28 protein-coding genes are annotated in these 25,438 nt (G+C 70.9%); 12 read left to right on the top strand and 16 right to left on the bottom strand.

Annotation, left to right across the window (positions count from 1 at the left end):
- Positions 1 to 14: 14 nt before the first annotated feature.
- The 5 genes from O3438_RS05390 to O3438_RS05370 form a co-directional block, all read right to left on the bottom strand.
- Positions 15 to 1,706: an ABC-F family ATP-binding cassette domain-containing protein gene (locus O3438_RS05390; RefSeq protein ID WP_269678873.1), complete on the bottom strand. Its 1,692-nt coding sequence runs from the start codon at positions 1,704 to 1,706 to the stop codon at positions 15 to 17.
- Positions 1,707 to 1,964: 258 nt separating this feature from the next.
- Complete coding sequence (locus O3438_RS05385) at positions 1,965 to 2,378, bottom strand: DUF6069 family protein (RefSeq protein ID WP_269678872.1); 414 nt, start codon at positions 2,376 to 2,378, stop codon at positions 1,965 to 1,967.
- A gap of 76 nt (positions 2,379 to 2,454) precedes the next feature.
- The gene (locus O3438_RS05380; protein ID WP_088989594.1) at positions 2,455 to 2,931 is read right to left on the bottom strand and encodes a MarR family winged helix-turn-helix transcriptional regulator; all 477 of its coding nucleotides are present in this window, start codon (positions 2,929 to 2,931) and stop codon (positions 2,455 to 2,457) included.
- 52 nt (positions 2,932 to 2,983) lie between these two features.
- Positions 2,984 to 3,499 (bottom strand): DUF2087 domain-containing protein, encoded by a 516-nt coding sequence (locus O3438_RS05375; RefSeq protein WP_269678871.1) that lies wholly within the window; start codon positions 3,497 to 3,499, stop codon positions 2,984 to 2,986.
- A 53-nt stretch (positions 3,500 to 3,552) separates the two neighbouring features.
- Complete coding sequence (locus O3438_RS05370; RefSeq protein WP_269678870.1) at positions 3,553 to 4,065, bottom strand: MarR family winged helix-turn-helix transcriptional regulator; 513 nt, start codon at positions 4,063 to 4,065, stop codon at positions 3,553 to 3,555.
- 68 nt (positions 4,066 to 4,133) lie between these two features.
- On the opposite strand from O3438_RS05370, the gene O3438_RS05365 reads away from it, so the two are divergent.
- The gene (locus O3438_RS05365) at positions 4,134 to 5,366 is read left to right on the top strand and encodes an MFS transporter (RefSeq protein ID WP_269678869.1); all 1,233 of its coding nucleotides are present in this window, start codon (positions 4,134 to 4,136) and stop codon (positions 5,364 to 5,366) included.
- Between the two features lie 5 nt (positions 5,367 to 5,371).
- On the opposite strand, the gene O3438_RS05360 is transcribed toward O3438_RS05365, so the two are convergent.
- A complete protein-coding gene (locus O3438_RS05360; protein ID WP_269678868.1) occupies positions 5,372 to 5,563 on the bottom strand; it encodes a DUF397 domain-containing protein in 192 nt (63 codons plus the stop codon).
- Positions 5,554 to 6,324, bottom strand: coding sequence for a DUF5753 domain-containing protein (locus O3438_RS05355; RefSeq protein ID WP_269678867.1), 771 nt, complete (start codon positions 6,322 to 6,324; stop codon positions 5,554 to 5,556). The genes O3438_RS05360 and O3438_RS05355 overlap by 10 nt, the downstream gene beginning before the upstream one ends.
- Positions 6,325 to 6,527: 203 nt before the next feature.
- On the opposite strand from O3438_RS05355, the gene O3438_RS05350 reads away from it, so the two are divergent.
- A complete protein-coding gene (locus tag O3438_RS05350) occupies positions 6,528 to 6,800 on the top strand; it encodes a hypothetical protein (protein ID WP_269678866.1) in 273 nt (90 codons plus the stop codon).
- Here the strand turns inward: O3438_RS05350 and O3438_RS05345 are convergent.
- Positions 6,797 to 7,369, bottom strand: a complete 573-nt coding sequence (locus O3438_RS05345) for a GNAT family N-acetyltransferase (RefSeq protein ID WP_269678865.1) — start codon at positions 7,367 to 7,369, stop codon at positions 6,797 to 6,799. The two genes, O3438_RS05350 and O3438_RS05345, sit on opposite strands and share 4 nt — an antisense overlap.
- 125 nt (positions 7,370 to 7,494) lie before the next feature.
- Here O3438_RS05345 and O3438_RS05340 point away from each other — a divergent pair, with 125 nt between their 5' ends.
- Together O3438_RS05340 and O3438_RS05335 are read left to right on the top strand one after the other, a co-directional pair.
- Positions 7,495 to 8,793 carry a hypothetical protein gene (locus O3438_RS05340; protein WP_269678864.1) on the top strand — a complete coding sequence of 433 codons (1,299 nt, stop codon included), beginning with the start codon at positions 7,495 to 7,497 and terminating at the stop codon, positions 8,791 to 8,793.
- Positions 8,780 to 9,691: a hypothetical protein gene (locus tag O3438_RS05335; protein WP_269678863.1), complete on the top strand. Its 912-nt coding sequence runs from the start codon at positions 8,780 to 8,782 to the stop codon at positions 9,689 to 9,691. The genes O3438_RS05340 and O3438_RS05335 overlap by 14 nt, the downstream gene beginning before the upstream one ends.
- A 25-nt stretch (positions 9,692 to 9,716) precedes the next feature.
- Here O3438_RS05335 and O3438_RS05330 read toward each other — a convergent pair whose 3' ends face one another.
- Positions 9,717 to 10,223, bottom strand: coding sequence for a mycothiol transferase (locus O3438_RS05330; RefSeq protein WP_269678862.1), 507 nt, complete (start codon positions 10,221 to 10,223; stop codon positions 9,717 to 9,719).
- Positions 10,220 to 11,251 carry an aldo/keto reductase gene (locus tag O3438_RS05325; protein ID WP_269678861.1) on the bottom strand — a complete coding sequence of 344 codons (1,032 nt, stop codon included), beginning with the start codon at positions 11,249 to 11,251 and terminating at the stop codon, positions 10,220 to 10,222. The genes O3438_RS05330 and O3438_RS05325 overlap by 4 nt, the downstream gene beginning before the upstream one ends.
- Positions 11,252 to 11,373: 122 nt before the next feature.
- Here O3438_RS05325 and O3438_RS05320 point away from each other — a divergent pair, with 122 nt between their 5' ends.
- Positions 11,374 to 12,927, top strand: a complete 1,554-nt coding sequence (locus O3438_RS05320; protein ID WP_269678860.1) for an ArnT family glycosyltransferase — start codon at positions 11,374 to 11,376, stop codon at positions 12,925 to 12,927.
- A gap of 33 nt (positions 12,928 to 12,960) precedes the next feature.
- Here O3438_RS05320 and O3438_RS05315 read toward each other — a convergent pair whose 3' ends face one another.
- Complete coding sequence (locus tag O3438_RS05315) at positions 12,961 to 13,443, bottom strand: RrF2 family transcriptional regulator (protein WP_269678859.1); 483 nt, start codon at positions 13,441 to 13,443, stop codon at positions 12,961 to 12,963.
- Between the two features lie 123 nt (positions 13,444 to 13,566).
- Between O3438_RS05315 and O3438_RS05310 the strand changes: the two genes are divergently transcribed.
- Positions 13,567 to 14,310: an SDR family oxidoreductase gene (locus O3438_RS05310; RefSeq protein WP_269678858.1), complete on the top strand. Its 744-nt coding sequence runs from the start codon at positions 13,567 to 13,569 to the stop codon at positions 14,308 to 14,310.
- Between the two features lie 69 nt (positions 14,311 to 14,379).
- On the opposite strand, the gene O3438_RS05305 is transcribed toward O3438_RS05310, so the two are convergent.
- A complete protein-coding gene (locus O3438_RS05305; protein ID WP_269678857.1) occupies positions 14,380 to 15,630 on the bottom strand; it encodes an MFS transporter in 1,251 nt (416 codons plus the stop codon).
- A gap of 124 nt (positions 15,631 to 15,754) precedes the next feature.
- Between O3438_RS05305 and O3438_RS05300 the strand changes: the two genes are divergently transcribed.
- A complete protein-coding gene (locus O3438_RS05300) occupies positions 15,755 to 16,738 on the top strand; it encodes a LysR family transcriptional regulator (protein WP_269678856.1) in 984 nt (327 codons plus the stop codon).
- A 1-nt stretch (position 16,739) separates the two neighbouring features.
- On the opposite strand, the gene O3438_RS05295 is transcribed toward O3438_RS05300, so the two are convergent.
- The 3 genes from O3438_RS05295 to O3438_RS05285 form a co-directional block, all read right to left on the bottom strand.
- On the bottom strand, positions 16,740 to 18,662 hold the full coding sequence (locus O3438_RS05295; protein ID WP_269678855.1) for a hypothetical protein: 1,923 nt from the start codon (positions 18,660 to 18,662) through the stop codon (positions 16,740 to 16,742).
- A gap of 206 nt (positions 18,663 to 18,868) precedes the next feature.
- Positions 18,869 to 19,342 (bottom strand): SUKH-4 family immunity protein, encoded by a 474-nt coding sequence (locus O3438_RS05290; protein WP_269678854.1) that lies wholly within the window; start codon positions 19,340 to 19,342, stop codon positions 18,869 to 18,871.
- A gap of 39 nt (positions 19,343 to 19,381) precedes the next feature.
- Complete coding sequence (locus O3438_RS05285) at positions 19,382 to 19,945, bottom strand: GNAT family N-acetyltransferase (RefSeq protein WP_269678853.1); 564 nt, start codon at positions 19,943 to 19,945, stop codon at positions 19,382 to 19,384.
- A 56-nt stretch (positions 19,946 to 20,001) separates the two neighbouring features.
- On the opposite strand from O3438_RS05285, the gene O3438_RS05280 reads away from it, so the two are divergent.
- The 3 genes from O3438_RS05280 to hemC all read left to right on the top strand — a co-directional run bounded on the left by O3438_RS05280 (position 20,002) and on the right by hemC (position 22,698).
- Complete coding sequence (locus O3438_RS05280; protein ID WP_269678852.1) at positions 20,002 to 20,829, top strand: alpha/beta hydrolase fold domain-containing protein; 828 nt, start codon at positions 20,002 to 20,004, stop codon at positions 20,827 to 20,829.
- Entirely contained in the window at positions 20,802 to 21,689 is an 888-nt protein-coding gene (locus tag O3438_RS05275; RefSeq protein WP_269678851.1) for an RNA polymerase subunit sigma-70, read from the top strand. The genes O3438_RS05280 and O3438_RS05275 overlap by 28 nt, the downstream gene beginning before the upstream one ends.
- Positions 21,690 to 21,756: 67 nt before the next feature.
- A complete protein-coding gene (gene hemC, locus O3438_RS05270) occupies positions 21,757 to 22,698 on the top strand; it encodes a hydroxymethylbilane synthase (RefSeq protein ID WP_269678850.1) in 942 nt (313 codons plus the stop codon).
- A gap of 60 nt (positions 22,699 to 22,758) precedes the next feature.
- Here hemC and rox read toward each other — a convergent pair whose 3' ends face one another.
- Complete coding sequence (gene rox / locus O3438_RS05265) at positions 22,759 to 24,183, bottom strand: rifampin monooxygenase (RefSeq protein WP_269683573.1); 1,425 nt, start codon at positions 24,181 to 24,183, stop codon at positions 22,759 to 22,761.
- A 303-nt stretch (positions 24,184 to 24,486) separates the two neighbouring features.
- Between rox and O3438_RS05260 the strand changes: the two genes are divergently transcribed.
- Entirely contained in the window at positions 24,487 to 24,954 is a 468-nt protein-coding gene (locus O3438_RS05260) for an HNH endonuclease (protein WP_269678849.1), read from the top strand.
- A 40-nt stretch (positions 24,955 to 24,994) separates the two neighbouring features.
- Positions 24,995 to 25,426 carry a hypothetical protein gene (locus O3438_RS05255; protein ID WP_269678848.1) on the top strand — a complete coding sequence of 144 codons (432 nt, stop codon included), beginning with the start codon at positions 24,995 to 24,997 and terminating at the stop codon, positions 25,424 to 25,426.
- Positions 25,427 to 25,438: the final 12 nt, after the last annotated feature.

Below are 25,438 nucleotides of genomic sequence, written 5' to 3'. Positions count from 1 at the left end.
CCCGGTCAACGGGATTACACCTGCTTCCGGCCTGCCCCACGCGTTCGCCCGCCCGGCCCACCGATGCGCAAGCGCGGCCAGTCGGCCAGGTCGCGCAGCAGTTGCCGGTCGTGCGTGGCGATCACGATGGCGGCGCTCGTGTCGCGGATCGCGGCGGTCAGCTCGTCGACCAGGGTCGACGACAGGTGGTTCGTCGGCTCGTCCAGCAGGATCAGCGTGGGCCGCCCGGCCAGCGCCATCGCCAGGTCGAGACGGCGTTGCTGCCCCTGCGACATCCGCCCGACGGGGGTACGCGCCGCGACGGAGTCCAGCAGCCCCAACGATCCCAGCGACACGGCATCGGCGTCGGTGAGCGCTCCCCGGGCGACCAGGGACCCCACCCGGCGGGCGTACACCTCGTCGGCCGTGAGGTCGGGGGTCTGCCCGGCGGTCTCCTGCGTGACCCGGGCGACCCGGGCGTCCTTCGCCGTCCAGACGTACCCGTCGGTGGGTTCCAGTGCGCCGGCCAGCACCGCGAGCAGTGTGGACTTCCCGGTGCCGTTGGGCCCCGTGACGAGCAACCGGTCGCCGCCGTCGACGGTGAGGTCGACCGGACCGGGGAGCCGACCCTCGACCGCCACGCTCTGCACGCGTACCTGCGGCGCGCCCCGCCGCACCCCGACATCCGGCATCCGCAACGCCGGCGGCGGTTTCGGTACGTCGACGCGGTGTGCCCGCAACGCGTCCTGCTGCCGGTGCAGCGCCTGCACGACACCCGGTGCACGGGACTGACGCTGGTGCTTGCCGGTCCCCTTGTCCGGTCGCCAACCGGTGGAGAGCCGGTCGCGGGCCTTAGACACCGCGTCCTGTAGTCGTCGGTGCTCGACCTGCTGCTGCTCGTGGTCCTGCTCCCAGTGCTCCCGCTCGCGACGACGCGCCTCCTGCCAGGCGTCGTAGCCGCCGGCGTACAGCCGGGGCTTTCCGTCCCGGGTCGGGTCCAGGTCGAGGAACCGGTTCGCGACGTCGCGCAACAGCGCCCGGTCGTGGCTGACCACGGCGAGACCACCGTCGTGTTCGCGAAGCCGAGTGGTCAGGAAGTCCAGGCCGTCGGCGTCCAGGTGGTTGGTCGGCTCGTCGAGCAGCAGTACGTCGTGGCGTGCGCCCAGCAGGCACGCCAGCCGCACCCGGTACCGCTGTCCGACAGACAATGTCGCCAGTGGACGGTCGCGGTCCGGGCAGGCGTCGAGTGCCTCCAGTGCCGCGTCGACGCGGCGTTCGGCGTCCCAGGCGTCGAGCCGGGTGGCGGCGTCGAGCGCGCTCGCGTAGCGGTCCTCGGCGGTCGGGTCGCCCTCGGCCACGGCGATGGCTGCCGCGTCCAGTGCGGCGACGGCGGCCAGCGACGCGCCCAGCGCCTCGGACGTCAGGGTGCCGACCGTCTCGCCCTCGCGGACGGACAGTTCCTGGCGGGCCAGGCCGATCGTGCCGGCCCGCGCGACGGTGCCGTCGTCCGGCGTGATCAGCCCGGCGAGGACGTGCAGCAAGGTGGTCTTGCCGCGGCCGTTCTCGCCGACGACCGCTACCCGTGACCGGGCGGAGACGGTGACCGAGACGTCGTTCAGGACGCGACGCGACCCGCGGGTCACGGTGACGGTGGTGGCGCGTACGTGGGCGCTGCCACCCGCCTCGACGGGCAGGGGCGTGGTTTCGTGGTTAGGGTTGAGGTTCAACGGTGCTCCGCAGCTCGCGATGGAGCCGGGCAGCGACTGACGGCCGCCCGGCGGGAACCGGGACGGCGAGCGCGAATTCAGCAGAAAGGACGCCGCCGTCAGCGGGCGGAGCGAACCTTCTGCGACCAGATACCTCGTGCCATGACGGCGATGTTAGCAGCGCCTCGTCGGAATCGGTGATCAAGAGGTTCGCGTCACCCTGGGCACGATTGCTGACGCAAACCTCTTGATCACCAAGTGAGGCAGGCTGACCGCCAGTTATCGGCGGGGTCGGGGCAGCAGGGCGATGAGGGTGACCGCCACGGCGACGTGCGTCGCTCCGAGGGCCAGCTTCGCGCCGCCGCTGGCATCGACGCTGAGCAGCGGGGCGAAGGACAGCAGCGTCACCACGACGGCCGACGAGATCCAGATCGGAAGGGCGACGCGTGGGGCGAACCGTTCCAGCAGGGCCAGCGTCGCCCAGCCGAGCAGGGCGGCACCCAGGGAGACCATGACGATCGCGCCAACCCCGATGACCGTGGCGGGCTGCCCCGGGCTCTCGACCGTGTAGTCGACGCCGGCCAGCGCACCGATCGACCAGATGGCCAGGCAGGAGACGACGGCTGCGACGACGCCGAGGGCGCGGCGGCGTAGCGATGAGGTGGTGGGGTTCGTGACGGCGGCAGCACTCATGACGGCTCCTCGTTCAGGGGAAACGAACGAGTACGACCGTAACAGATAGTCTTGTTCGGAACTATCTCTCTCGGGATTAACAGCCGGAGCGGGCTCCCGGCGCGTACGGGGAGGTGTTGGCCAGTGGGCCGCCGACCAGCGCCAGGAGGGCCCGGAGGAACGCCTCCCGGTCCTGCTCGGGCAGGGCGGCGAGGACGTCGTTCTGGATTCGCTGGACCACCTGCTGCGCCTGCCGCAGGACCTGCTCCCCCGCCGGTGTCACAGCGACCAACCGAGCCCGGCGATCCGTCGGCACCGGACGCCGTTCGGCCAGCCCGGCCCGTTCCAGCTGGTCGAGCGTCACGACCATCGTGGTCTTGTCCACGCCGCACCGTTCGCCGATCTCGCGCTGGGTCAGGTCACCCGTGCGGGCCTGTGCGAGCACGTAGTGCGCCCGCGGCGAGATGCCCAACTCGGCCAACCCTGCGGCGTGCTCGGTCTGCAACGCGTGACTCGCCCAGGAGAGGAGGAACAACAGGTCGGGTGGGCCGTCGGCGGGCGTGCAGGAGGTCATGCGCCGAGGCTAGCAAGATGCTCCGTGACCAGACGATGTGTGCGGCCGACGATCAGTGTCGCTGGTAGATGCCGTGCTCGCGGGTGAGCAACTGTTCGTCGATCAGGTAACGGCGCAGCGTCGCGTGGTCCGACCCGCCGGCGGCGCACCACTTCTTGAGCACGTCGTCGACGGCCCGCTCCGGATAACGGGTGCCCGGCGCGAACGACTGCTCGGCGATGTGTGCCAGCACCACCCGCCGCCGGCCCCGCTGCGCCGGCAGACCCACCAGGACGTCCCCTCGCAGGAAGGTCCGCAGCACCGGGTCGACGCCGGGATCGGCGTCGTCGGCCGGACGGCTGTCGCGGGCGGCCTCCCGCAGTGACGCATGGTCGGCCGCGAATGCGCCGTCCGCGCCGGTGACGAGACCCGCCTCGGTGAGCCGGCGGACCCCGGTGAGCACTGCCCGCGCGGGCAGCCCGGTCCGCTCTGCGACGTCGATCGTGCTGGTCGCACCCAGCACGATCGCCGCGAAGATTCGTCGCCGTCCGTCGTCGGCCAGGGCCCCGGCCAGAGCATGCGCAGTCACGCCGGTCACCCTTGCATCGGCGGTACGCGCACCGCCAGCAATTTCCGGCGTGCTCAGGGCTCCGGCGTCCCCTGCGGCTGCTCGGCGACGAGCAGCACCCGGCGCAGCAGGTCGGAGAGGCGTCGCCGCTCGGTCGCGGTGAGCGCACCGAACAGCCGGTGCTCCTCGGCACCCTGGACCTCCATGGCCCCACGCCACGCGGCCTGCCCCGCCTCGGTGAGCTCCACGTCGACCCGTCGACGGTCGACTGTCGACGGAATCCGGCGCACGAAACCCCGCCGCAGCAACGCGTCCACCCGCGCCGTGATCGAGGCGGGGGCCATCGCCAGGTCCGCGGCGAGGTCCGAGGGCGCCGCCCGGCCTCGACGGCCGGCCAGGGCGTGCAGTGTTTCGTACTCGTGGGCCGAGAGGTCGAGATCGACCAGGACCCGTTCCTTGACCGCCCGCAGGTGTCGGGTCAGTCGGATCATCCTGGTCACCGCCCCCTCGACGTCCGCGTCGAGGTCCGGGACCACCGGCAGCCAACGCTCGATGTGGCGGTCGGCGGCGTCCGGGGTCGAGGTCACCGTACCAGCTTAACTCAGTATCGAAATATTCATTGCCAAAATATTCGACGTCGAAGTACCTTCTGGTCATGGCTCATCCTCTGCGCGACCACTCCTTCCGGCTGCTGTTCCTGGGTCGTACCGTCTCGGCCCTCGGCGACGCGGTGGTGCCCGCAGCCCTGGCCCTGGCCATCCTCCGGGCCACCGGTTCCACCGGCGCGCTGGCCGTCGTCCTGGCCGCGGCGATGGTTCCCCGTCTGCTCCTGCTGCCGCTCGGCGGCGTCGTCGCCGACCGGTTCGACGCCCGTCGGGTCGCCCTGCTGGCCGACCTGGTCCGCTGCGCCACCCAACTGGCAGTCGGCGTGGAACTGCTCGGCGGCGACCCGTCGCTGAGCACCGTCGTCGTGGCGTCCGCGCTCGGCGGCGTCGCCTCGGCGTTCGCCATTCCGACCGCGTCGCCGCTGGTCGCCGGCACCGTCGAGCCGGCCGACCGGCAGCAGGCCAACGCCCTGATGGGCATCACCGCCAACACCAGCCGCCTCGCCGGCCCCGCGCTGGCCGGCGCGCTGATCTGGGCAGCCGGGCCCGGCTGGGCGTTCATCCTGGACGGCGCGTCGTTCGCGCTCAGCGCCGCGCTGCTCATGGTGGTGCGGGTCCGCCACGTGCCGGTACCCCGCCGCTCCGTCCTCGCCGACCTGCGGCACGGCTTCGGTGAGGTCCGCGCCCGGGACTGGTTCTGGACCAGCCTGATCGGGCACGGCGTGTGGAACGGCGCCGCCGCCGTGCTGATGACCCTCGGGCCGGCGGTCGCCATCGACCGCCTCGGCGGCGAGACGACGTGGGTGGTGCTGTTGCAGGCCGGTGCGATCGGGATGCTCACCGGATCGTTGCTGGCCGGCCGGGTCCGGCTACGCCGGCCGGTGCTGCTGGCCAACCTCGGGCTGGCCTGCTACGCCGCGCCGCTGTTCCTGCTGGCCGTCGCCGCGCCCGCCCCCGCGGTGATCGCCGCGTACGCCGTGGCGCTGACCGCCCTCGGCTACCTCAACCCGGTCTGGGAGACCGTCGTGCAGCACCAGTTTCCGCCCGAGGTCCTGGCCCGCGTCACCTCGTACGACTGGCTGGTGTCGTTGGGCGCCATGCCGTTGGGCTACGCGCTGGCGCCGTTGGCCGCCGACGCGTTCGGCGCGCCGGTGCCCCTGGCCGTCGCCGGGCTGCTGGTCCTCGTCTCCTGCGCGGGCACGTCACTCGTGCCCGGCGTACGCCGACTCACCTGGCCGGCGACCCCGCAACCGCAACCGGCCGAACCTGCCGGCGTCCGCTGACGAGGTCAGGCGACGTCGCGTGCCAGCGCGACGAAGCACCGCCACGACGCGGGGCTGAAGGCCAACGTCGCGCCCTCGCGATCCTTCGTGTCCCGCACCAGGACCACACCCGGCAGGTTGTCGGCGACCTCGACACAGTTGCCGCCGTTGCCGCCACTCCTCGTGCTCTTCCGCCACCGCGCGCCGGTCATGTCCATGCTGCTGCCGCTTCTCTGAGGAGTGCCAGGGAACGCCCTCGGGGCAGTGCCTCTCCGCGAATCCGCTCCCACCGTCGCTCCAGATTAACAAGGTCCGATGGCTGGTCCAGGATCTGCGCCTGGGCCGCGCTGTCGACGTGCGCGACCCGGGAACCGTCCGGCATGTCCGCGATGGTGAACGGCCCGTCGAGCCCGGGGTAGCTGGGCGCGTCCGCCGGGACGATGTGCAACTGGACCGTGCCCGCTTCGGCGTGCCCGACCAGGCGCGCGAGTTGCGTGGCCATCAGGGCGCGGTCGTCGCCGACGCGCCGTCGCAGCACCCCCTCGTCCAGCACGGCCACCAGCAGGGGTCCGCCCTCTCCCGGGGCGAGGATCGCCTGCCGGCAGAGGCGCGCCTCGGTGAACTCGTCGATCGCCTCCGCCGCCAGCATTCCGCCGGCCAGGGTCGCCCGCGCGTACGCCTCGGTCTGCAACAACCCGGGCACCCACGCCAACTCGAACGATCGCAGCGTCACCGCCTCGCGTTCGAGATCGACCCACGGCCGGAACCACACCGGCTCACGGCGATGGCCCGCGTCCGGCCACAGCGCGTCGATGTCCTTGGCAAGGAGGTCGGCGACGGTCGCCCGGTGCCGACTCTGTGGAACGTGCCCCGGGTTCGCCCATCGGGCGACGGTCTTCGGGTGCACCCCGATCCGGTCGGCGAGGCTCTCGGCGGTGTGACCCGCTGCGGCGAGCGCTGCGACAAAGGCGTGGTTCATGCCGTCCTCTCCTGGTGCAAAGCGGCTGCGATGAAGACATAACGTAACGCTGTGTGCTTGTCCAGCAACTACCGGCAAAGTGCGGTATCAGGCGGCGCGGCCGGCAGGGATTCGACCCGGCGGGCGCGTTCGCGGGGCCGCTTCCGATGGGCGAGCACTCCCGGAAGCGGCCCCTTCCCAGACGCCGAGCAGAGGGAAGACCGGTGCCGGACACGCAGGAGACGTTCAGGGCCGGGGACGTGGTCCTCCTGACCGACGCCGCGAGCGTGCAGTTCCGGAAACCGATCGTGGTCCGCGTCATCCGCGAGATACCCGACCGGTACACCTACGACGGTTGGCTCTGGCTCGACGCGTACCAGCTGAACGCGAAGGGCGAAGCGGTGGCGCGGCGTGAACTGTTCGTGATGCGCGCGGGCGTACAGCGGCAAGCCGCACCCGTTCGGCGTCGGACCACCGCGCGGGTCACGGCCCGCTAGGCCAGCCGTGCGTGCACGTGCATGTCGTGCCAGCCGTCGGCGTGGCGGACCGACCCCCGGGCCACGCCCTCCACTGTGAAACCGGCCCGCGTGGCCACCCGGCACGACGCCGCATTGGCAGTGGAGTGTTCCAACGCCAGCCGGTGCAATCCCGCCCGCGTGAAGCTCCACCGGCTCATAGCGAGCAGCACCGCGGTGGCGATCCCCCGACCGCGCGCCGCAGGCGCCAACCAGTACGACACGTGTGCCGACGCCTCGGCCAACAGCACGCCCCGCAACCCCACCTGACCGACCGGCAGGTCGTCGTCGCCGACGATCGCCCAGCTCGCGGCCGTCTCGTCGCGCCAACGGCCTTCCCACTGCGTCGTCCACGCCCGCGCCTCGTCGTCATCGTCCAGACGCAGGACGTGCCACCGCTGGATGTCGGGACAGCCGAAGGCGGCCCGTACGGCCGTGGCGTCGTCGACGCGCCACGGCCGCAGCGCCAGCCCGGGGCGTACCGGAAGGTCTGGTTGCGCCTGGGCACCGAGGCTTCCGACGGACAGGGCGGGTGCGACGAGCAGCGGCATCGCCCCATTATCGGGCCAGCGCCTCAGACGACCGGGCCAGCCCGGTCCCACGGGCTCATCCGCGGCGGCGCGATGCGAGAGACTGAGGCGTGACGATCGATCCACCTCCGGTTGCGGCCGACCGGATGAGCCGGCCATTCAGGATATTCGTCGCCGCGCTCTCGATGGTGGGTCCCATCGCCCTGTATCTGGTGGTCAACGCCAGGGTGCGGGCCATGCCGGAACCGTTCACCGTCACGCGGACCGCCGTCGACCCCCTGACGCTCGTCACGAAGGGGAGACTCTTCTTCGCCCCCCTCAACTCCATGACCGCTCCCATCATGGAGTCGGCGACGTCGGTGCTGCGTTGGGTCGTGATCCTGCTGGTCGGGGTGACGATGTACCTGGCGTGTGGCCTCGTCACCCGGCGCACGGCCCCGATCATGGTGGCGGCGACCGGTGCGGCCGCCGCCCTCACCGCCACCGCCCTCGGGGATCTGCTCTGGTGGGCCACCCTGGTGTTCCGGATCCGCTTCACCACCACCGGCTGGTACGCCAACGAGGCGCTGGACCACTCCACGCTCCTCGCCAGCGCGCATCTGTCGCTGGCCGGCTGGACGTCCGACGCCCTCTTCCTAGGCTTTCTGGTGGCACTGACGAACGCGGGCCTGGTGGTGAGCGCCAGCCTGGCGATGGAACTGAGGGACTGGCTGGAGAACACCGACGACGAACAGGCCGAGGGCGACGAAGCAGTTGAGGACGACGACGAGGACGAGGACATCGAGCCCGGAGTCCGCGTACCGCTGATCGGCGACGTGCGCTGGCGCGGCGCGAACCTTGCCCTGGCCGGCGTCCTTCCGGTGCTGGTGCTGATGCTGATCAACGGCACCCAGGCGATGTGGCACAGCTATTCGGGGCGCGGTTACCTGGCGCTGCTCCGGCAGTTCCTGTACCGGCCCGCTCTGTCACCACCACCGCGCGTCCACGACGACCCGGTGTATCGGTTGACGCACGAGATCGACCCGAATCCCCTGTCGATGGACGTGTGGACCAACCGGTCGGTGCTCGCCGTCGCCCTGTTGCTGGTGCTGTGGCTCCTGCTGTGGGCGGTGCTCGCCGGCCTGCCGAGTTCCGGGCACCGCCTCGGTCTCGTCGTCGTCTGCTGGGGTGTGACGATCGCGGCCTCCGCGCTGATCGCGACCTCGAACGTGGTTGTTCACTGCGCGATCATGGACATCCCCACCGGGTGCGCGCCCTGGAAGTCCCTGGATGCCGAGCTGACCTCCGCGATGCGCTTCGGCGCGGCCTGGGGCGGGCTGGTCAGCCTGCTGGTGTTGCTGGCCCGCCGACTCCTCCGCGCACCTGAAGATCGCCCTTCAGGCGGCGGTCGCCCCACCGACACGTCCATCGCCACGCAGGAGACGCCGGTTCATGAGCCCACGTGACAGACGACCGCGCCGCCGTAGGGCCCCCACTCCGGGGTCGCCGCCCGCGCCGGCACCCCTCGCCCTGTGGAAACGTCCCGTCACCTGGCTGCTGACGATCGTGGTCGGTGCCGTCGGCACCTGGATCGGCGCCGTCATCCTCGGCATGATCAATCAGTGGAGGCCCGCGAACGAGTTGGCCGAGGAACTGGCCGGCCGGGGCCCACTCGTCGTCCTCGACGTGCGGCACATCCCCTACCCGGACGAGGGCCCAGGCGCCTACGCCTACCCCGCCGATGCCGACCTGGCTCGCCTGGACGCCGCGCGGCCGAAGGATCCGGCCGCCGAGGCTGGCGCGCTCGACATCGACCGGAGCACCTGGGAGATCACTCTCGTCGGCACCCGCGACGAAGCCGTCGAAGCCGTCGACCTGCGGCCCGTCCTGGTCGAGCCCTGTCGCGCCCCGGTCGGCGGGATCCTGGAGCCCAACGAATCCCAGGGCGCCTCCGAGAAGGTCGTCCTGGTGACGCACGTGGATCGGCCGAATCCCCGGATGCTCGTCGAGGATTTCGGTGGTGAGGATGCGGGCGAGCCGTTCTTCGCCACCCACAAGATCACTCTGCCCAAGGGTGAGAAGAACGTCATTCAGGTACGCGCGCTCACTGCCAAACAGCACTGCCGATGGCGGCTGGAGTTGGACTACCTCGCCGACGGACAGCGCCAAACGATGGTGATCTCGGCGCCCGGCGACAAGCCGTTCGAGGTGACCGGCCGGGCCGACCCTTCGGCCTACACCTGGGTCTACCTCAGCCCGATCTACGAATGCCGGACCAAGGACGGTACCAAGACCGAACGGCTGCGCATCACCGGCGCCGAGTACGCGCAGATGGTGCGCGACAAGCGCACCTGCCCCTACTGAGCGCCGGTCACCAGCCGGTGCACCCTCACTCGCCGGTCGGGCCGCCCGCGAGTTCGGCGACCACGTCGAGGTGACCGAGGTGTCGGGCGTACTCCTGGACCAGGTGGAACAGCACCCGCTCCAGCGACGCCGGGTCCGCGCCGTTCCAACGCGGGCCCGGGGCACCGATCTCCGCCAGGTCGTGCGCCGTCACGACCGCGCTGGTGTGCGCGCCCTGCGCCCGCAGCGCCGCCACCAGGTCCTCCCGGGTCACGTCCGGGGCGACGTACCAGCGGTCGTCGCGGCGGTCACCCCACGGCTCGGCCACGTCGCGGCCCTGGAAGCCCCACTCGATCCAGCGCAACTCAACGTGCCGCAGGTGGGTGAGCAACTCCAGCGGGGTCCACCCGGACGGCAGCCGGCTGCTGCGCAGTTCCGACTCGTCCAGCGCCGACACCTTGGCCACCATGGACTCCCGGAAGTAGTCCAGGTAGCGCAGGAAAACCTCGGTGCGGCTGCCGGCCGGGGCGGTGGGCTCGGGAAACGACGTCATGACGCGCTCGGCAGGTCACGGCCGCGCTGCCGCACACCCGCGCTGCCGTACGGGTAGTCGCCCACCGGCGGCGCGCTCGCCTCGTCGAGCAACCGCATCTGCTCGGCGTCGAGATCCAGGTCGGCGGCGGTCAGGTTGTCGTCGAGCTGCTCGGTGGTACGCGCGCCGAGGATCACCGACGTGACCGCCGACCGGGCCGCCAGCCAGGCCAGCGACACCGCCGACATGGACACGCCGCGTTGTCCGGCGATCTCGCGGACCGCGTCGAGCACCCGCCAGGTGCGCTCCTCGGCGTTGCGTCCCGCGTACGCCTCGACGCCCCGCTCCGGGTTCTCACCGAGCCGGGTCGCGCCGGTGGGTGCGCTGTCGCGCTGGTACTTGCCGGTCAGCCAGCCGCCGCCCAGCGGTGACCACGGCAGGATGCCGATGCCCTCGTTCTCGCAGACCGGCACCACCTCGAACTCGATCTCCCTGGCCAGCAGGTTGTACTGCGGTTGCACGGTCACGATCGGAGTGAGGTTGAGGTGCTGGGTGAGCAGGGCCGCCTTCTGCAACTGCCACCCGGTGAAGTTGCTGACGCCCGCGTAGCGGATCTTGCCGGCGCGGACCGCGTCGTCGAAGAACCGCAGGGTCTCCGGCAGCGGGGTCAGCGGATCCCAGGCGTGCGCCTGGTACAGGTCGACGGCCTCGACGCCGAGTCGGCGCAGGCTGGCGTCCAGGGCGCGGGTGAGGTGCACCCGGGACAGGCCGGCGTCGTTGGCGCCCGGACCCATCGGGAAACGCCCCTTGGTGGCGATGACGAGACGGTCCCGAACCTCGGGCCGCGCCCGCAGCCAACGGCCGACGATCTCCTCGGAGACACCGCGGGAGTAGACGTCGGCGGTGTCGATGAAGGTGCCGCCGGCCTCGACGAACCGGTCCAGTTGGGCGAAGCTGCCCGCCTCGTCGGTCTCCGCGCCGAAGGTCATCGTGCCCAGACACAGGTTCGACACCACAGTGCCGGTGGCGCCCAGATTGCGATAGCGCATATCGTCCTTTCGGTCCGAGTGACAAAGCTGATCTTCGCACTCGTCCCCACCACCCGCACACGGACGACCCCGAACCCCGGCACGGGCACCCACGCGGCGACGCCTCCGGTCATCATGAGCGTGTGAGCGAGCCCGCGATCGATGTCGACCGACCGCACCGGCCCACCCAGCCGCCGCCGTCGGCGACGCCACCCGAGCCCGGCGCGCCCACGCGCGGTCCGTGGCTGGTGGCCGCCGCCACCACTGTGACGCTGCTGCTGCTCGCCGGCCGGTACGGCTACCACCGCGACGAGCTGTACTTCCTGCTCGCCGGCCGTCACCTCGACTGGGGTTACGTCGACCAGGGCCCGCTGGTCCCGGCACTGGCCCGGCTGCTCGACACGATCGCGCCGGGCAACCTGGTCGTGCTGCGTACCCCGTCGGCGGTGTTGGCCGGCGCTGCGGTGCTGCTGGTCGCCGCGATCGCCCGCGAGGTGGGCGGCGGTCGGGGCGCACAGGTCTTCGCGGCGGTGCTCGCCGCGCTGTCCGGCATCGTGCTCGCCAGCGGTCACCTGCTCAGCACCACCACCGTCGACCTGCTGGTGTGGCTGGTCGCGGCATGGTGCGCGGTGCGGTTGCTGCGCACCGGTGACAGCCGCTGGGCACTCGGCATCGGGCTGGCGCTCGGGGTGGGCATGCTCAGCAAGGTGCTGCCGGCGTTGCTGGCCGTGGGGCTGGTCGCCGGGGTGCTCATCGCCGGGCCACGTCGGCTGCTGCGGGATCGCTGGGTGCTCACCGCCGCCGCGGTCGCCGCCCTGCTGGCCGCACCGAACCTGATCTGGCAGGCGGCGCACGGCTTTCCGCAGCTCGGGGTGGCCGCCTCCATCGCCGACGGGGACAGCTCCTACAGTGGCCGCCTCGACGCGTTCATCCTCCAGTTCGTCATCATCAGCCCGTACGCCGTGCCGATCTGGATCGCGGGGTTCGTCGCCCTGCTGCGGCGGCCGGCGTGGCGGGCGTACCGCGCGGTGGGCTGGGCCTGGTTGGTGGTGGTCGGCATCGTGCTGATCGCCGGCGGCAAGGGCTACTACGACGCGCCGTTGCTGCTGGTCCTCACCGCGGCCGGCGCGGTGGTCACCGCCGCGTGGGCGTCGCGTGGGTCGGTCCGGCTGCGGCGAGGGCTGCTCGTGCTGGGTGTGGTGCCGTTCCTGCTGCCCAACATCGTGCTGTTGCTGCCGGTGCTGCCGGCCGATCGGTTGCCCGGTTTCGTGGTCGACGTCAACTACGACGCGGGCGAGACGATCGGTTGGCCGGCGTTCGCCGACTCGATCGCCGCCGTCCATCGTGGCCTGTCTCCCGAGGAACGTTCGCGGGCTGTCGTCCTGACCGCCAACTACGGTGAGGCGGGCGCGTTGGCCCGCTACGGTCCGGCCCGTGACCTGCCCCGCGCCTACTCCGGGCACAACAGCATGGTCGACTTCGGTCGGCCACCCGCCGACGCGGACGTGGTGATCGCCGTCGGCTGGGACGGTCCCGGTCGGTTGAACTCCTGGTTCGAGTCGTGCACGCAGGCCGGGTGGGTGGAGCAGCGCGTCGAGGTGGACAACGACGAGAACGGCGGCCCGATCCACGTGTGCCGGGGGCTGCGGCGTCCGTGGGCGCAGATCTGGGACACCGAGGTACGCCACACCGGGTGACAGTGCTCAGCCGGCTCCGCCGGTCGGGCAGGCTCAGCCGGCTCCGCTGGTGAGCCAGGTCTGGATGCCGGCCAGTGCCTCAGGGCCGGAGTCGCTGTCGACGTCGCGGGCCAGGTCGGCGATCGTGACGGCGGCGAGCGCCTGCCGCCAGGCGTCCTCGGCTGCCCACATGGCCCGGGCGACCGGGCACGGGGTGGTGCAGGCGTCGGCCGGGGTCGCGAACGGGCCACGCTGGCGGATCTCGGTGCAGACGAAGCTGGGCCCCGGCCCGTCGACGGCACGCACCACGTCGAGCAGCGTGACGCTCTCCGGGGCGCGGGTGAGGACGTAACCACCAGACTTGCCCTGGACGGAGTGGATCAGCCCGGCACGGGCGAGGGACTGGAGCTGCTTGGCCAGATAGCTGCTGGACACGTCGTGCAGCTCCGCCAGCTTGGCCGCCGGGACGGGCGTGTTGCTGGCCGTGAGGACCACGCAGCAGTGCAGCGCCCACTCGACCCCGCCGGACATCTTCATGACGTCACCCTAGTCACCCCGCTACTCGGACTCGCTCTGTCCGAGTATAGTTCTCGGACATAAGAGGTCCGAGTTTGGCGGCTGGTGAGCCGGACAAAGGACCACACACTCCCAGAGAGGTGCATGACCGTGAAGATCGCCGTACTGGGTGGGACCGGCCTCATCGGGTCGCAGGTCGTCAAGATCTTGCAATCCGCCGGGCACGAGGCGGTGCCGCACTCGCTGTCCACCGGGGTGGACCTGCTCACCGGGCAGGGCCTGACCGAGGCGCTCACCGGCGCCGACGTCGTCGTCAACCTGACGAACTCGCCGACCTTCGACGACGCCTCCCCCGCCTTCTTCCAGACGACCATGGACAACCTCCTGGCCGCCGCCGGCAGCGCGGGCGTCGGGCACGCGGTGGTGCTCTCCATCGTCGGCGTCGACCAGGTGCCCGACCTGGCCTACTACCGCGCCAAGGTCCTCCAGGAGGACATCCTCAAGGCCGGCCCCGTGCCGTACTCGATCGTGCGCGCCACCCAGTTCTTCGAGTTCGTCGAGGCGATCCTGTCCTGGACCGCCGACGACACCACCGTCCGCCTGCCCGACACCCCGGTGCAGCCCATGGCCGCCGCCGACGTGGCGCAGGCCGTCGCCGACGTCAGCATGGGCGCGCCCCTGCAGGGCATCCGCAACGTCGCCGGCCCCGACGTCTTCGCCCTCGACGAGCTGGGCCGGATCACCCTGGCCGCCCGCGGTGACCAGCGCACCGTCACCACCGACAGCGCCGGCATGTTCGCCGCCGTCCCCGGTGACGTCCTCATCGCCCCCGCCGGCGCGGTCATCGCTCCCACCGCCTACCGGGAGTGGCTCGGCCGCCAGAGCTGAGCAACCGCCCGGCCCACACGCCGCAGTGGCGGTCGACCACCACGGCGACGTGCGGGCCGGGCGCTCGGGTCAGGACGACGTCGAGGCCAGCACCTCACGATCGGCCACCGGGTCGACGGCCGCTCGGCGGGGAAGCAACAACGGGCTGGCGAGGATCAGCAGTCCCGCGACCGCGATGCCCGTGCGAGGACTGGTGGCCTCGGCGAGCAGTCCGCCGAGGGCGCTGAGGACGGCGATGGCGGCGCTGCTGCCGATCGACCAGGCGGTGAGCGTACGGACGGTGCGATCTCGGGGCGTCTGCTCCAGCCGGTACGTGGCGAGAACCGGGTTGTACAGACTCATGCTGAGGATGATCGCGAACTCGACGGCGATCACCGTCGCGAGTCCGGCGACGCCGGGCTGGACGAACGCCAGGCCGATCAGCCAGACCGCGCGCACCGTCCCGACGGTACGCAGGACCCGGTGGTGGCCGTAGCGCGCCACGACCCGACGGGCCAGGCGTGAGCCGACGAGTCCGCCCAGGCAGGGCACGGCGAAGGCGAGACCGTACTGCCAGGGCGGGAATCCGAGGTCACCGAGCAGGAGTACGGCCAGCAGTGGCTCGGTGGCCATGATCAGTCCGTTGACGAGCAACTGGTTGAGGTAGAGCGCCCGCAGACCTCGGTGGGTGAACAGGTGCCGCCAACCGTCCAGCACCGCACCGGCCCGGCCCTGGCGTCCGCCGCCTCGCTCCGGACGTTCCTCCCGCCCCCGGATCGCCGTGATCCCCAGCGCGGACAGCAGATAGCTGAGAGCGTCCGCGCCGATGCTGGTGACCGGCCCGAACACACCGACCGCCGCGCCGCCCAGCGGCGGCCCGAGCGCGATGGCGCTCCACGTCGTCGACTCGAACCGCGCGTTGGCCGAGAGCAGGTCGTCCGGCCGGACGAGGACCTTGAGGTAGGCGCCACTGGCCGCTCCGAAGGCGATCCTGGCGGTGGCGACGACGGCCGAGACGACCAGCAACTGCGCGAAGCTGACCCGGCCGAGGGCGTACGCGACGGGGATCGTCAGCAGGGCGGCGAACCGGATGAGGTCCATCGCGATCAGCACCGGCCGCTTGCGGCGAAACTCCACCCATGGCCCGAGCGGCACCGCGACCAGCGCGCCCACCGCCGGGCCCACCGCGGCCAACGCGGACACCTGGGCGGGGCTGGCGTCCACCACCAGCACGGCGATCAGCGGCAGAGCGCCGAAACCGAACCCGGAACCGTACGCGCTGACCGCGTACGCCGCCCACAACCAGCCGAACCGCCGCCCGAGGGAACGTCTCGCGGCCACGCCCACCCCGCTTCCGGACAACTCTTTGTTGACCGACGCGAGCAAAGCAAAGCACTGAACACTGATCAAACAACCGAAGCAGCGGCCAGCCACAACCGAACGTTGTGTGGGTAGGGTTCACGCCGTGGATCTCGACGCCGTGCGTACCTTCGTCGTCGCCGCCGACGCCGGCCAGTTCCAGGACGCCGCCGCCGCGCTCGCGATCACCCAGCAGGCCGTGTCCAAGCGCATCGCCGCCCTGGAGAAGGACCTCGGGGTACGCCTGTTCAACCGCACCCCGCGTGGCGTCCACCTCACCATCGACGGTCAGACGTTCCTGCCCCACGCCCGTGAGCTGATCCGGGTCGCGGCGCGCGCCGACGCGTCAGTACGCCCAGGCCGGCGTGCCCTACGCGTCGACGTGCACAGCCGACGGATCGCGTCGGCTGTGGTGCTCCAGGACTTCCACCGCGCGCACCCACGCGTCGAGTTGGACGTGGTCACCCTCGACGCCGACGTGCACGCCGCGACAGCCGCCGTCGAGGCGGGAGCGGTCGACGCGTCCTTCCACGCCGTGCCCGTGCCCGCGCGGCACCTGCCGGACGCGATCAGAGTCGCCCGTGTGATCGACGAGCACCACGAGATCCTCGTCGGGCCGCGCCACGCGCTCGCCAACGCCGGAGTGGTCACGCCCGCCGACCTCGCCGCGCACCGGATCTGGATGCCCGGTATGGCTCCCGGCAGCGAATGGGCCGACTACTACGACGAACTCGCCGCCGCGTTCGGCCTGACCATCGACCTCGTCGGCCCGGTCTTCGGAAACGAGGCCCTGTTGGCCGAGATCGCCGACTCCCCACACCTGGCGACGTTGGCCGGTGAACGCACGCGGTACCTGTGGCCGGACAGCTACGACCTGCGGCGGATTCCCGTACGCGGGCCGGCGCCGATCTATCCCCTGTCGCTGATCTGGCGCGCCGACAACAGGCATCCCGCGCTCGGCGCGCTTCGCGAGCACCTCGACTCCGGGCACACGCGGACACGGATACCCGATGCCGAGGTCTGGTTGCCGACCTGGGGAGACACTGTGGTCCCGCCACACCCTCGGAGGGAGCGCGGCGGGACCACGTGACCTACTTCTTGACGACCCACCGGATCCGGCGGGTGTGCCACAGGGCCACCACGCCGATCAGCACCAGCAGGACGCCGGCCGCCGCGATCGTGAAGATGGACGCACCGGTGATCGGCAGGCCGCCACCTCCCCCACCGTCCCCGCCGCCACCCGGCCGCGGAGACCCCTGGTTCAGGCCCACGAAGTCGGGAATCTCGTCGGTGCCGCCCAGATAGGCCTGCTTCTCGTCGGACGACGTGGTGACCGCCGTGAGCGACTTGTCGACGGTGGCCGGCAGTGTCGCGTGCTGTTCCTTGAACGTGGTGTCATTGAGCTTGGCCGTCTTCACCGGTTGGGTGAAGTCGACGCCGCCCGCTGTCACCTTCACGCCGTTCGGCAGCTCGTACGTGGTGGCGTTGATCTCCTTCACGTACTGGTTGAAGACGTCCGTCGGGGTCCAGTCGTCCTCCCGCTCCAGGGTGCTGACGTCGTTGCTGTCGATGCCGGCCTCGGCCGCGCGGCCGTCGGCGGCCATCCGCGCCCGGTACCACTCGGCGGCCACCCGGCTGATGTAGACACGGCGCAGGTCCTTGAACCCGGGCGCCTCGTTGACGGCCTCGTTCAACTCGGGCAGCAGCAGATCCCGGTAGACGGCCATCGACGGCTCCGGGTTGGCCGGGCAGGTGAAGTTCGGGTCGCCCGGGATCGTGAAGTCGAACGCCTCGGCCTTCACCTCCAGCGGCGCGTCGAGGATGTAGAGGCGGTTGCCGTCCTCGCGGATCGTCGCGGTCTTCGGGACGATCCACTGCCGGATGCAGGCCCCGTCGAGGCCGGTCATCCGGTTCCAGTACTCCAGACCCAGCGCCGTCTTCGGGTCCTGCAAGCGGGTCCAGGCCCGCTTCAACTCCAGGTCGGCGTCGAGCATGACGCGACCGACCGCGGTACGACCGAGGTACTCGTCGATCACCTTGTCCGGCTGACTCGGGTTCAGGTTCACCCAGAACCGCGCCGACTCCACGGTCATCCAGGTGCTCAGCGCCTCGTCGGCGTCGTAGATCTGGAGGGTGCCGTCCTTCGACTCCTGGCCCGGGGTGGTGGCCGTCTCGAACGAGTACGTGTCACCTGTCGATCCGCCACCGTCGGTGACGTATCGCAGCTGGACCGACGAGAAGTCGATGCCACCCGGCCGGACCGGCCCCAACTGCTTGCCGACCGCCTTGCTGACCGCGCTGCCCTTGGCCAACTCCTCCGGCGTCTTGGGCAGGATCGGCCCCGACTTCTTCGTCTCGTTGAGAAGCGTCTGGACCGCTACCTGCTTCGCGCCCGTGTTGCGGTTGTTGGTCCGGTCCCGCAGAGCCTTCTCGTCCTCACCCGGGTTGCCGTTCCAGCGGTAGCTGTAGGTGAACTTGTCCCGGACGTTGGCGTTCCTCAGCGCCGGGTCACAGGTCTTCTTACAGGGTTCGATCTCGGAGTAGCCCTCCTTGATCGGCGACGCCTTGGCCGGCTGGTACGACACCTTGCCGGTCTTCGGGTCGAACTCGATGCGCGGGGCCTTACCCTGCATCTGCTCGATCAGCCGGATCTCGGCGTGCTTCGCACCATCGCTGTAGCCGATGATGTACTTGCCGTCCTGCAGTTGGGCGATCGCGTAATTGCCCCGGACGTTCGTGTACAACTTGTCGGTGGTCTTCGCCGGCCGGTTGTACCGGAGGTCCAGTCGCGCCTCCTGTAGGTACACGCCCAGCTTGTGGCACCCGTACCCGACCAGGCCCTCCGGCGTGATCGGCGCACACCGCGCATCGATGATCGGCCACGGCGCGGCGGCCTGCGGTCCGGCGTGTGCGGCGGCCGGCGCGATGCCGATCACCGACCAGATCAGGACCAGGACCGCCGCGAGTCGCGTCAGCACCGCGATCCGCGAACGTTCCTTGATGACATTGCCCATCAGATTCGCTGTCCCCCTTCGCACCCATGCCACGAATGGCCCCCCAACGCACGACGAAGATCGAGCGGCGACACGGGTGATGGTGTGTTGACCCGCTTGTCACAGGCGAGTCCGGACATGTCCGTACGTCAATGTCGCACGGACCCGAGGGATGCTAGGCGGTCAATGTCAAGGAGGTGACCCCGACCGACATTTCGGAGAAGGGGCTAAAGGTCCGATTGGTCGGCGTAGTTACCGGTAGCGATGTCCCACGAGAGGGCGTCCCAGTAGTTGTCCGAGGCCATCGCCGGCTCGTCCCACTCCGCGATGACACGCTGCATCTCGTCCTTGGCGTCCTCCCACTTGTCCGGGTCGCCACCGACGATCGCGGGCGCGAGACCGGCGACCAGGCGAAGCGACCGGGCGTACACCTCGATCGACGAGTTCACGAACGTCTGCGACCCGTTGTGGTCGAGGACGTACACCGCGCCCGTGCCCAGATCGAGACAGAATTCGCCGCCCCACGCGTCGGTGCCGTACCCGAATCGGAGCATCCCGTTGCGCTCGATGAGATCCGGGCCGAGCAGGAACAGGTCGTACTCGTCGAGGCGCAGGGCGTCCGGCAGGTCCGCCGCCGCCAGTCGCTCCCGCACCTCCGGCGACAGCGACTCCCACCCGTCGAGCGTGTCCACAGATGACATGGTGGTCAATCTATCGACCGCCGAAGGGCCACGTGGGGATCAACCCGGCTCCCGGGACCGCCATTCGTCGTCCAGGACCGCGAAGACCAACTGGTCGGCCCACTCCCCCTCGAACAGGTAACTCGCCACGTGGCGCGCCTCCTGACGCATGCCGAGCCGCCTCATCAGACGAGCGGAAGCGTCGTTGCGCGCGTGGCACCGACCGTAGACACGATGCAGCCCGAACTCGGTGAAACCCCAGTCCACCAACGCCGCGGCGGCCTCGGTGGCCAACCCACGACCGCCGTGGTCCGGGTGGACGACGAACCCGAGTTCAGCCGTCCGGTCGGCCTCGCTGCGCCACACCAACTCCACGTGCCCGATCACCCCGGCCTGCTCCACCACTGCCACCGTGAGGCAGTCACCCTCCACGCGCAGCGCGTCCTCACCGGTCATGGCGAGCACCGACGCCCGCGACTGCTCCCGGGTACGCGGCCCGGCACCGCGCATCCACCGCGTCACGTCGGGCCTGCGCTGGTACGCGTACACGTCGTCGAGGTCGTCCGGCCGGACCGGACGCAGCGTGAGTCGCGCCGTATGGATCGGGAAGGTCGGAGCGGACACCAGCCGATCCTAGGGTCGACCGATTCCTTTCGACCACGTCCGCGGTCGGTACCGGCATGGACGCGATCAGAGCGATGTACGCCCGTTGGGCCGACGGAGACATGGGCGAGGACGACCAGTGGGGTGACGTGACGGCCGAGCCACGCGGCCTGGACTACATGGAGGTGTCGGCGGACGGGGTGCCGGCGATGTGGCTCGTCCCGCACGGCGTCGGCCCGGACCGGGTGATCGTCGCGCTGCACGGCGGCGGTTTCGTCAGCGGGTCGCTCTACACGCATCGGAAGATGTACGGGCACCTCGCGAAGGCGGCCGGCGTACGGGTGCTGCTCACCAGCTACCGGCGGGCGCCGGAGTTCCGGCACCCGGCGCAGACCGAGGACGCCGTCACCGCGTACCGGTGGGCGATGGCGCGCGCCCGGACGGTCGCGCTGGCCGGTGACTCCTGCGGCGGCGGTCTCGCCGTGCAGGTCGCGCTTCGGGTGCCCGGCGCGGCCGCGCTGCTGTTGCTGTCTCCCTGGATCGACATGGACCCGGCGCAGACCGCGACCTCCTACGAGGAGAACGCGGCCACCGATGTCTTCTTCACCCGACCGATGGTGCAGGGTCTCATCCGGCAGTACCTGCCCGAGGGCGCGAACGGGCTGGCCCCGGACGTCAACGCGTTCCACGCCGACCTGTCCACGCTGCCCGACACCTACGTGCAGTGCGGTGGCGACGAGAGTGGTCGGGGCGACAGTGAGCGACTCGCGAACCTCACCGACGCCCGGCTGGACGTCTTCGACGGGCAGCCGCACACGTTCCAGATGGCCGCCGGGCGCGCACCGGTCGCCGACGAGGCGATCAGGAGGTTGGCCGCATGGGTACGCCCGAAGCTGGGATTCTGACCGACACCTTCGAGGCGGAGCGCCGGGGCTTGTTCGCCCACGCGTACCGGATGCTGGGCGCCTATCACGAGGCCGAGGACGTCGTGCAGGACACCTACGTGCGGGCGCTGCGCGGCTGGGAGACGTTCGAGCAGCGTTCGTCGGTGCGCACCTGGCTCTACCGGATCACGACGAACGTGTGCCTGACCGCGATCGAAGGCCGCGGGCGGCGCGCGCTCGCCTCCGACGTCAGGCCCGACGACCTCGGGGCTGTGTGGGTGGAACCGTTCCCGACGGACCCGCTGGACCTGGTCACCGCACGCGAGAGCGTACGGCTCGCGTTCGTGGCCGGGTTGCAGCACCTCGCGCCCCGGCAACGCGCGGTTCTGCTGCTGCGGGAGGTGCTGGCTTTCTCCGCCGCCGAAACCGGTGCGGCACTCGACATGTCGGTGCCGGCGGTGAAGAGCGCACTGCAGCGGGCACGGGTACGCCTCGCCGAGGCCGCTCCGACCCGCGACGACGTGCTGGACGCGACCTCTCCCCGAGCCCGGGACCTGCTCGCCCGGTACATGGCCGCCTGGGAGGCATCCGACGCCGCCGCCTTCCGGGAGGTGTTGCGCGCCGACGCGGCCATCGAACCGGTCGGCTCGCCGACCTCCTACGCCGGCCGGGAGGCGTGCCTGGCCTTCGCGACGCCGGCGATGGGAGCCGCAGGAGACTGGAGGATGGTGGCGACCGAGGCGAATGCCCAACCCGCGGCGGTGGCATGGTTCCGGGGTGAACTCTTCGGCGTAGCGGTGCTGACGGTCACCGAGGGAGGGATCGCGACGATCACCCTCTTCGGAGACCCGCAGGCGGCGGAAGGGTTCACGCCGGTCTGAGGTACGAAAGGTCCGACGCGCTGGCCTGGACGTCGATGCGCGTGTGCGACGGTCTACTCTGGCCGGTATGTCCGACTCCCGCCTGCTGCGCATCGGCACCCGCAACTCCCCGATGGCGCTGGCCCAGGCCGAACGGGTCCGCGCGATGCTCGCCGACCGGCACCCCGACGTCACCGTCGAGGTGCGGTCGATGTCGACCAGCGGAGACCGGTGGCTCGGCGACCTGGCCGCGCTGGGCGGCAAGGGGGCGTTCACCAAGGAGGTGGACGCCGCCCTGCTGAGCGGGGACGTCGACCTGGCCGTGCACTGCGTCAAGGACGTACCCGGTGACCGACCGGCGCCGGCGGGCACGGTGCTGGCCGCCTACCTCGCCCGCGACGACGTCCGGGACTGCCTCGTACACCCGGGCGGCCTGCGCATCGAGCAGCTGCCCGCCGGCACCCGGGTCGGCACCTCCGCCGTACGGCGGGTCGCGCAACTGGCCCTGCACTGGCCGGACCTGGTTCCGGTGGCCATCCGTGGCAACGCGAACAGCCGGCTGGCCAAACTCGACGCCGGTGAGGCCTACGACGCGCTCCTGCTCGCGGTCTCCGGTCTGCAACGGATCGGCCAGGCCGACCGGATCACCCACCCGATCGACGTCGACGCGATGATCCCGGCGGTCGGCTCCGGCACCCTGGTCCTGCAGTGCCGCGACGACGACACCCGCACCCGTGACCTGGCCGCGAGCCTCAACGACCCGCGCACCTGGCGCGAGACCATGGCCGAGCGGACCATGCTGCACATCCTCCAGGGCAACTGCCACTCGCCGATCGCCGCGTTAGCGCGCACCGAGCCCGACGGTCGCCTCGGCCTGCGGGCGAGGGTCATCAGTCTCGACGGCAAGACCGTGCTCGACGTGCACGAGTGGGCCGCCGATCCGATCACCCTCGGGACGTCCGTCGCCGCGGCCCTGTTGCGTCAGGGCGCCCGTGAACTCCTCGACCTGCCCACCCACGGGTCGGCCTGACCCGCGCCGGCCCCGTCCGCCGGCCCGGCGGCAGATGCCCGGGCCGGCGGACACCGCCGGTCAGCCGGTGGGGCTGCCGAACCAACGGGCGAGCTGTTCGTCCAGGTCCCGCTGGCTGTCGCCGATCCAGGCGACGTGGCCATCCGGGCGCAGCAGCAGGCCCGGAGCGTCCACGGCGGCAGTGGGGTCGGCGAGGTGGTCGACCCGGTCCGACCAGCCGCCCACGGTCAACCGTCCGGTCCGGTCCAGGAGCAACCCACGGCCGCCGTGCATCATCTCGTAGAGGGTTCCCGGCGTGACCGCGATGTCGCGCAGGCGGCGGCCGAGCAGATCCGGGCCCGGGCCGAAGTCGTACCAGATGTCGATGCCGGTGATCTTCTCGATCAGGCGGCGGTTCACCACGTCGAAGTCCATCAGCTCGGTGAGCAGCCGGCGCACCGCCTGCGGGCCGGGTTCGGGCGACAGCAACTCCGTCTGGGCGCGGGTGTTGTCCAGCACCTCCTCGGCGACCGGCCGACGCTCCACCTGGTAACTGTCCAGCAGGGTATCCGGCGCCCAGCCCCGGACCTGCGCGGCCAGCTTCCAGCCGAGGTTGAACGCGTCCTGAACGCCCAGGTTGAGGCCCTGCCCACCGATGGGTGGATGGATGTGCGCCGCGTCGCCGGCCAGCAGCACCCGCCCCACCCGGTACCGCTCGGCCAGGCGGGTGGCATCGCCGAACCGCGACAACCAGCGCGGGGAGTGCACGCCGAGGTCGGTCCCGGCAACCGCCCGCAACCGTGTGCGGAAATCCTCCAAAGTGGGCGGTCGGGTGCGATCACTGACGTCCCCGGCGGGAACCACGACGCTGTACACCTGCCCGCCGAAGGGCCGCACCCAGAACGGGCGGTGCGTCTGGCCGACGGCGGCCACCCGGGCCGCGACCTCCTCTGGCGACGCCGTCAGCATCACCTCGCCCATCAGCGTCTCGGTCCGCGAGGGCTCGCCCGGGAAACCGACGCCGAGCAGTTTGCGCACCGTACTGCGCCCGCCGTCGCAGCCGACGAGGTACCGCGTCCTCAGCTGCTCCCCGTCGGCCAGCTCGACCGTCACCCCGTCCTCGTCCTGGGTGAGACCGACCACCGCGGCGCCGCGCCGAACCTGTGCACCCAGGGCGATCGCGTGCTCTTCGAGCAGGTGGACGATGACCGGTTGCGGGATGCCCAGCAGGTAGGCGTGCGCGGTGTCCAGGTCCTCGGGTGCCGGTTTGTCGATGGCGGCGAAGAAGCCGCCGGCGGGGCGCTGCCGACCCCGCTCGCGGATGCGCTCCAGCAGCCCGCGCATCGCCATCACCTCGAGGGTACGGACGTGCAGGCCGACGATGCGGGCGAACGACGTCGGCTCGGTGTCCTTCTCCAGGACGAGAACCCGGACATCGTGCAGCCGCAGCTCCGCGGCCAGCATCGCGCCGGTCGGTCCGCAGCCGCTGATGATCACGTCGAACAGGGGTTGGCGTTCGATGCCGGTGACCGGCGACGCCGAAGTGGTGTGGTGCCGAGAGTGCATGGGTGTTGCCTTTCGGGAGTGGCGAGGCGCTCCCGGCGACACCTACGTCAATCGCCCGACCGTGACGGAGAGAGGGAGCACCCACATCGCTGCAACGTTCATGGGTCTCACCTCCTCGGGCAGGGTCACGTTCCGCAGCAGGCTACAAGCCCGGCGTCGTCCCGTCCAGCGCATTCTCGTCGTCCTGACCTGCGTCGACTTCGCCCATCCCCAGTTGTCAGGGCAGTGGCCTAGCCTGACGAGATGCTGTCGCAGGTGAAGGGCTTGACCCGGCATTTCACCGAGGAGACCCTTCGCGCGTACCTCCTCGATCGTTCGGTCCGTCGAGACGACGGCTGCCTGATAGTGCGCGGTTACGGCAGTCAGCGGGGCGTTTACCAGAAGGTCGCCGGTCGGGCTTGGGCGCACATCGCGGCCTACGTCGTCTTCGTCGGCAACTTCGATCCGGACCTTGACGTGCACCATCACTGCGGCGTCCCAGACTGCATCGAGCCCACCCACCTGCGACAGGTGAGCCACGCCGACAACTGCCGCAACCGCACGCAGCAGCCGCACTGCCGCAACGGGCACGAGCGGGAGATCGACCCCGCGAGCGGTCGGTACCGCAAGGTCTGCCGAGTGTGCAACAACGAGGCGCAGAAGAGGTGGCGCTCGCGTCAGGCCGCAGAGGTCGCCGCCGCCCGTGCCGCGTACGGGCGGCACGCGGGCTAGGCCGTGTTTCGTAAGTGCATCGTGCGCATAGGGTTTCGGCATGTCGCTGAGCCACCTGGTCCTCTCGTCCGGACGTTCGATCGAGCTCACCGAGCTGCGGATGTCTTCGACCTACGCAGGGATGCTGGAGGGCTACCCGTGCAAGCCCATCAATGACATGAAGGTGAGCGGTCTCCGGCAGCAGGCCGAACGTGCGTTTCCCTCCACGCCGGTCCACCTGGTTCCACCCTCCTGCGACTACCCGGACCAGACAGCCGGCGCCTTCGGCCCCGTCGAGGTGCTACCTTCCGTGGCCTGCATCGGCGCCTTCCGCTCGACAGCGATTACCCCCGAACTCGACCCTGTGCTGCACCGGTCCGCCCTCATCGTGGTCTGGTTCCAGGCCGTCGTGAATGCCCCGTCCGGCGAGGACGCCGACCTTGCGCTCCGCAGCATTAGCTGGGAGGAGTTGGCTCAGGACTACGAGCTCTAGGCCGTGTCGTCA

Source organism: Micromonospora sp. WMMC250, from assembly GCF_027460215.1.
Classification (GTDB): Bacteria; Actinomycetota; Actinomycetes; order Mycobacteriales; family Micromonosporaceae; genus Micromonospora; species Micromonospora taraxaci.
The sequence above is the reverse complement of the archived record's forward strand: the minus strand, read 5'-3'. Positions and strand labels throughout refer to the sequence as shown.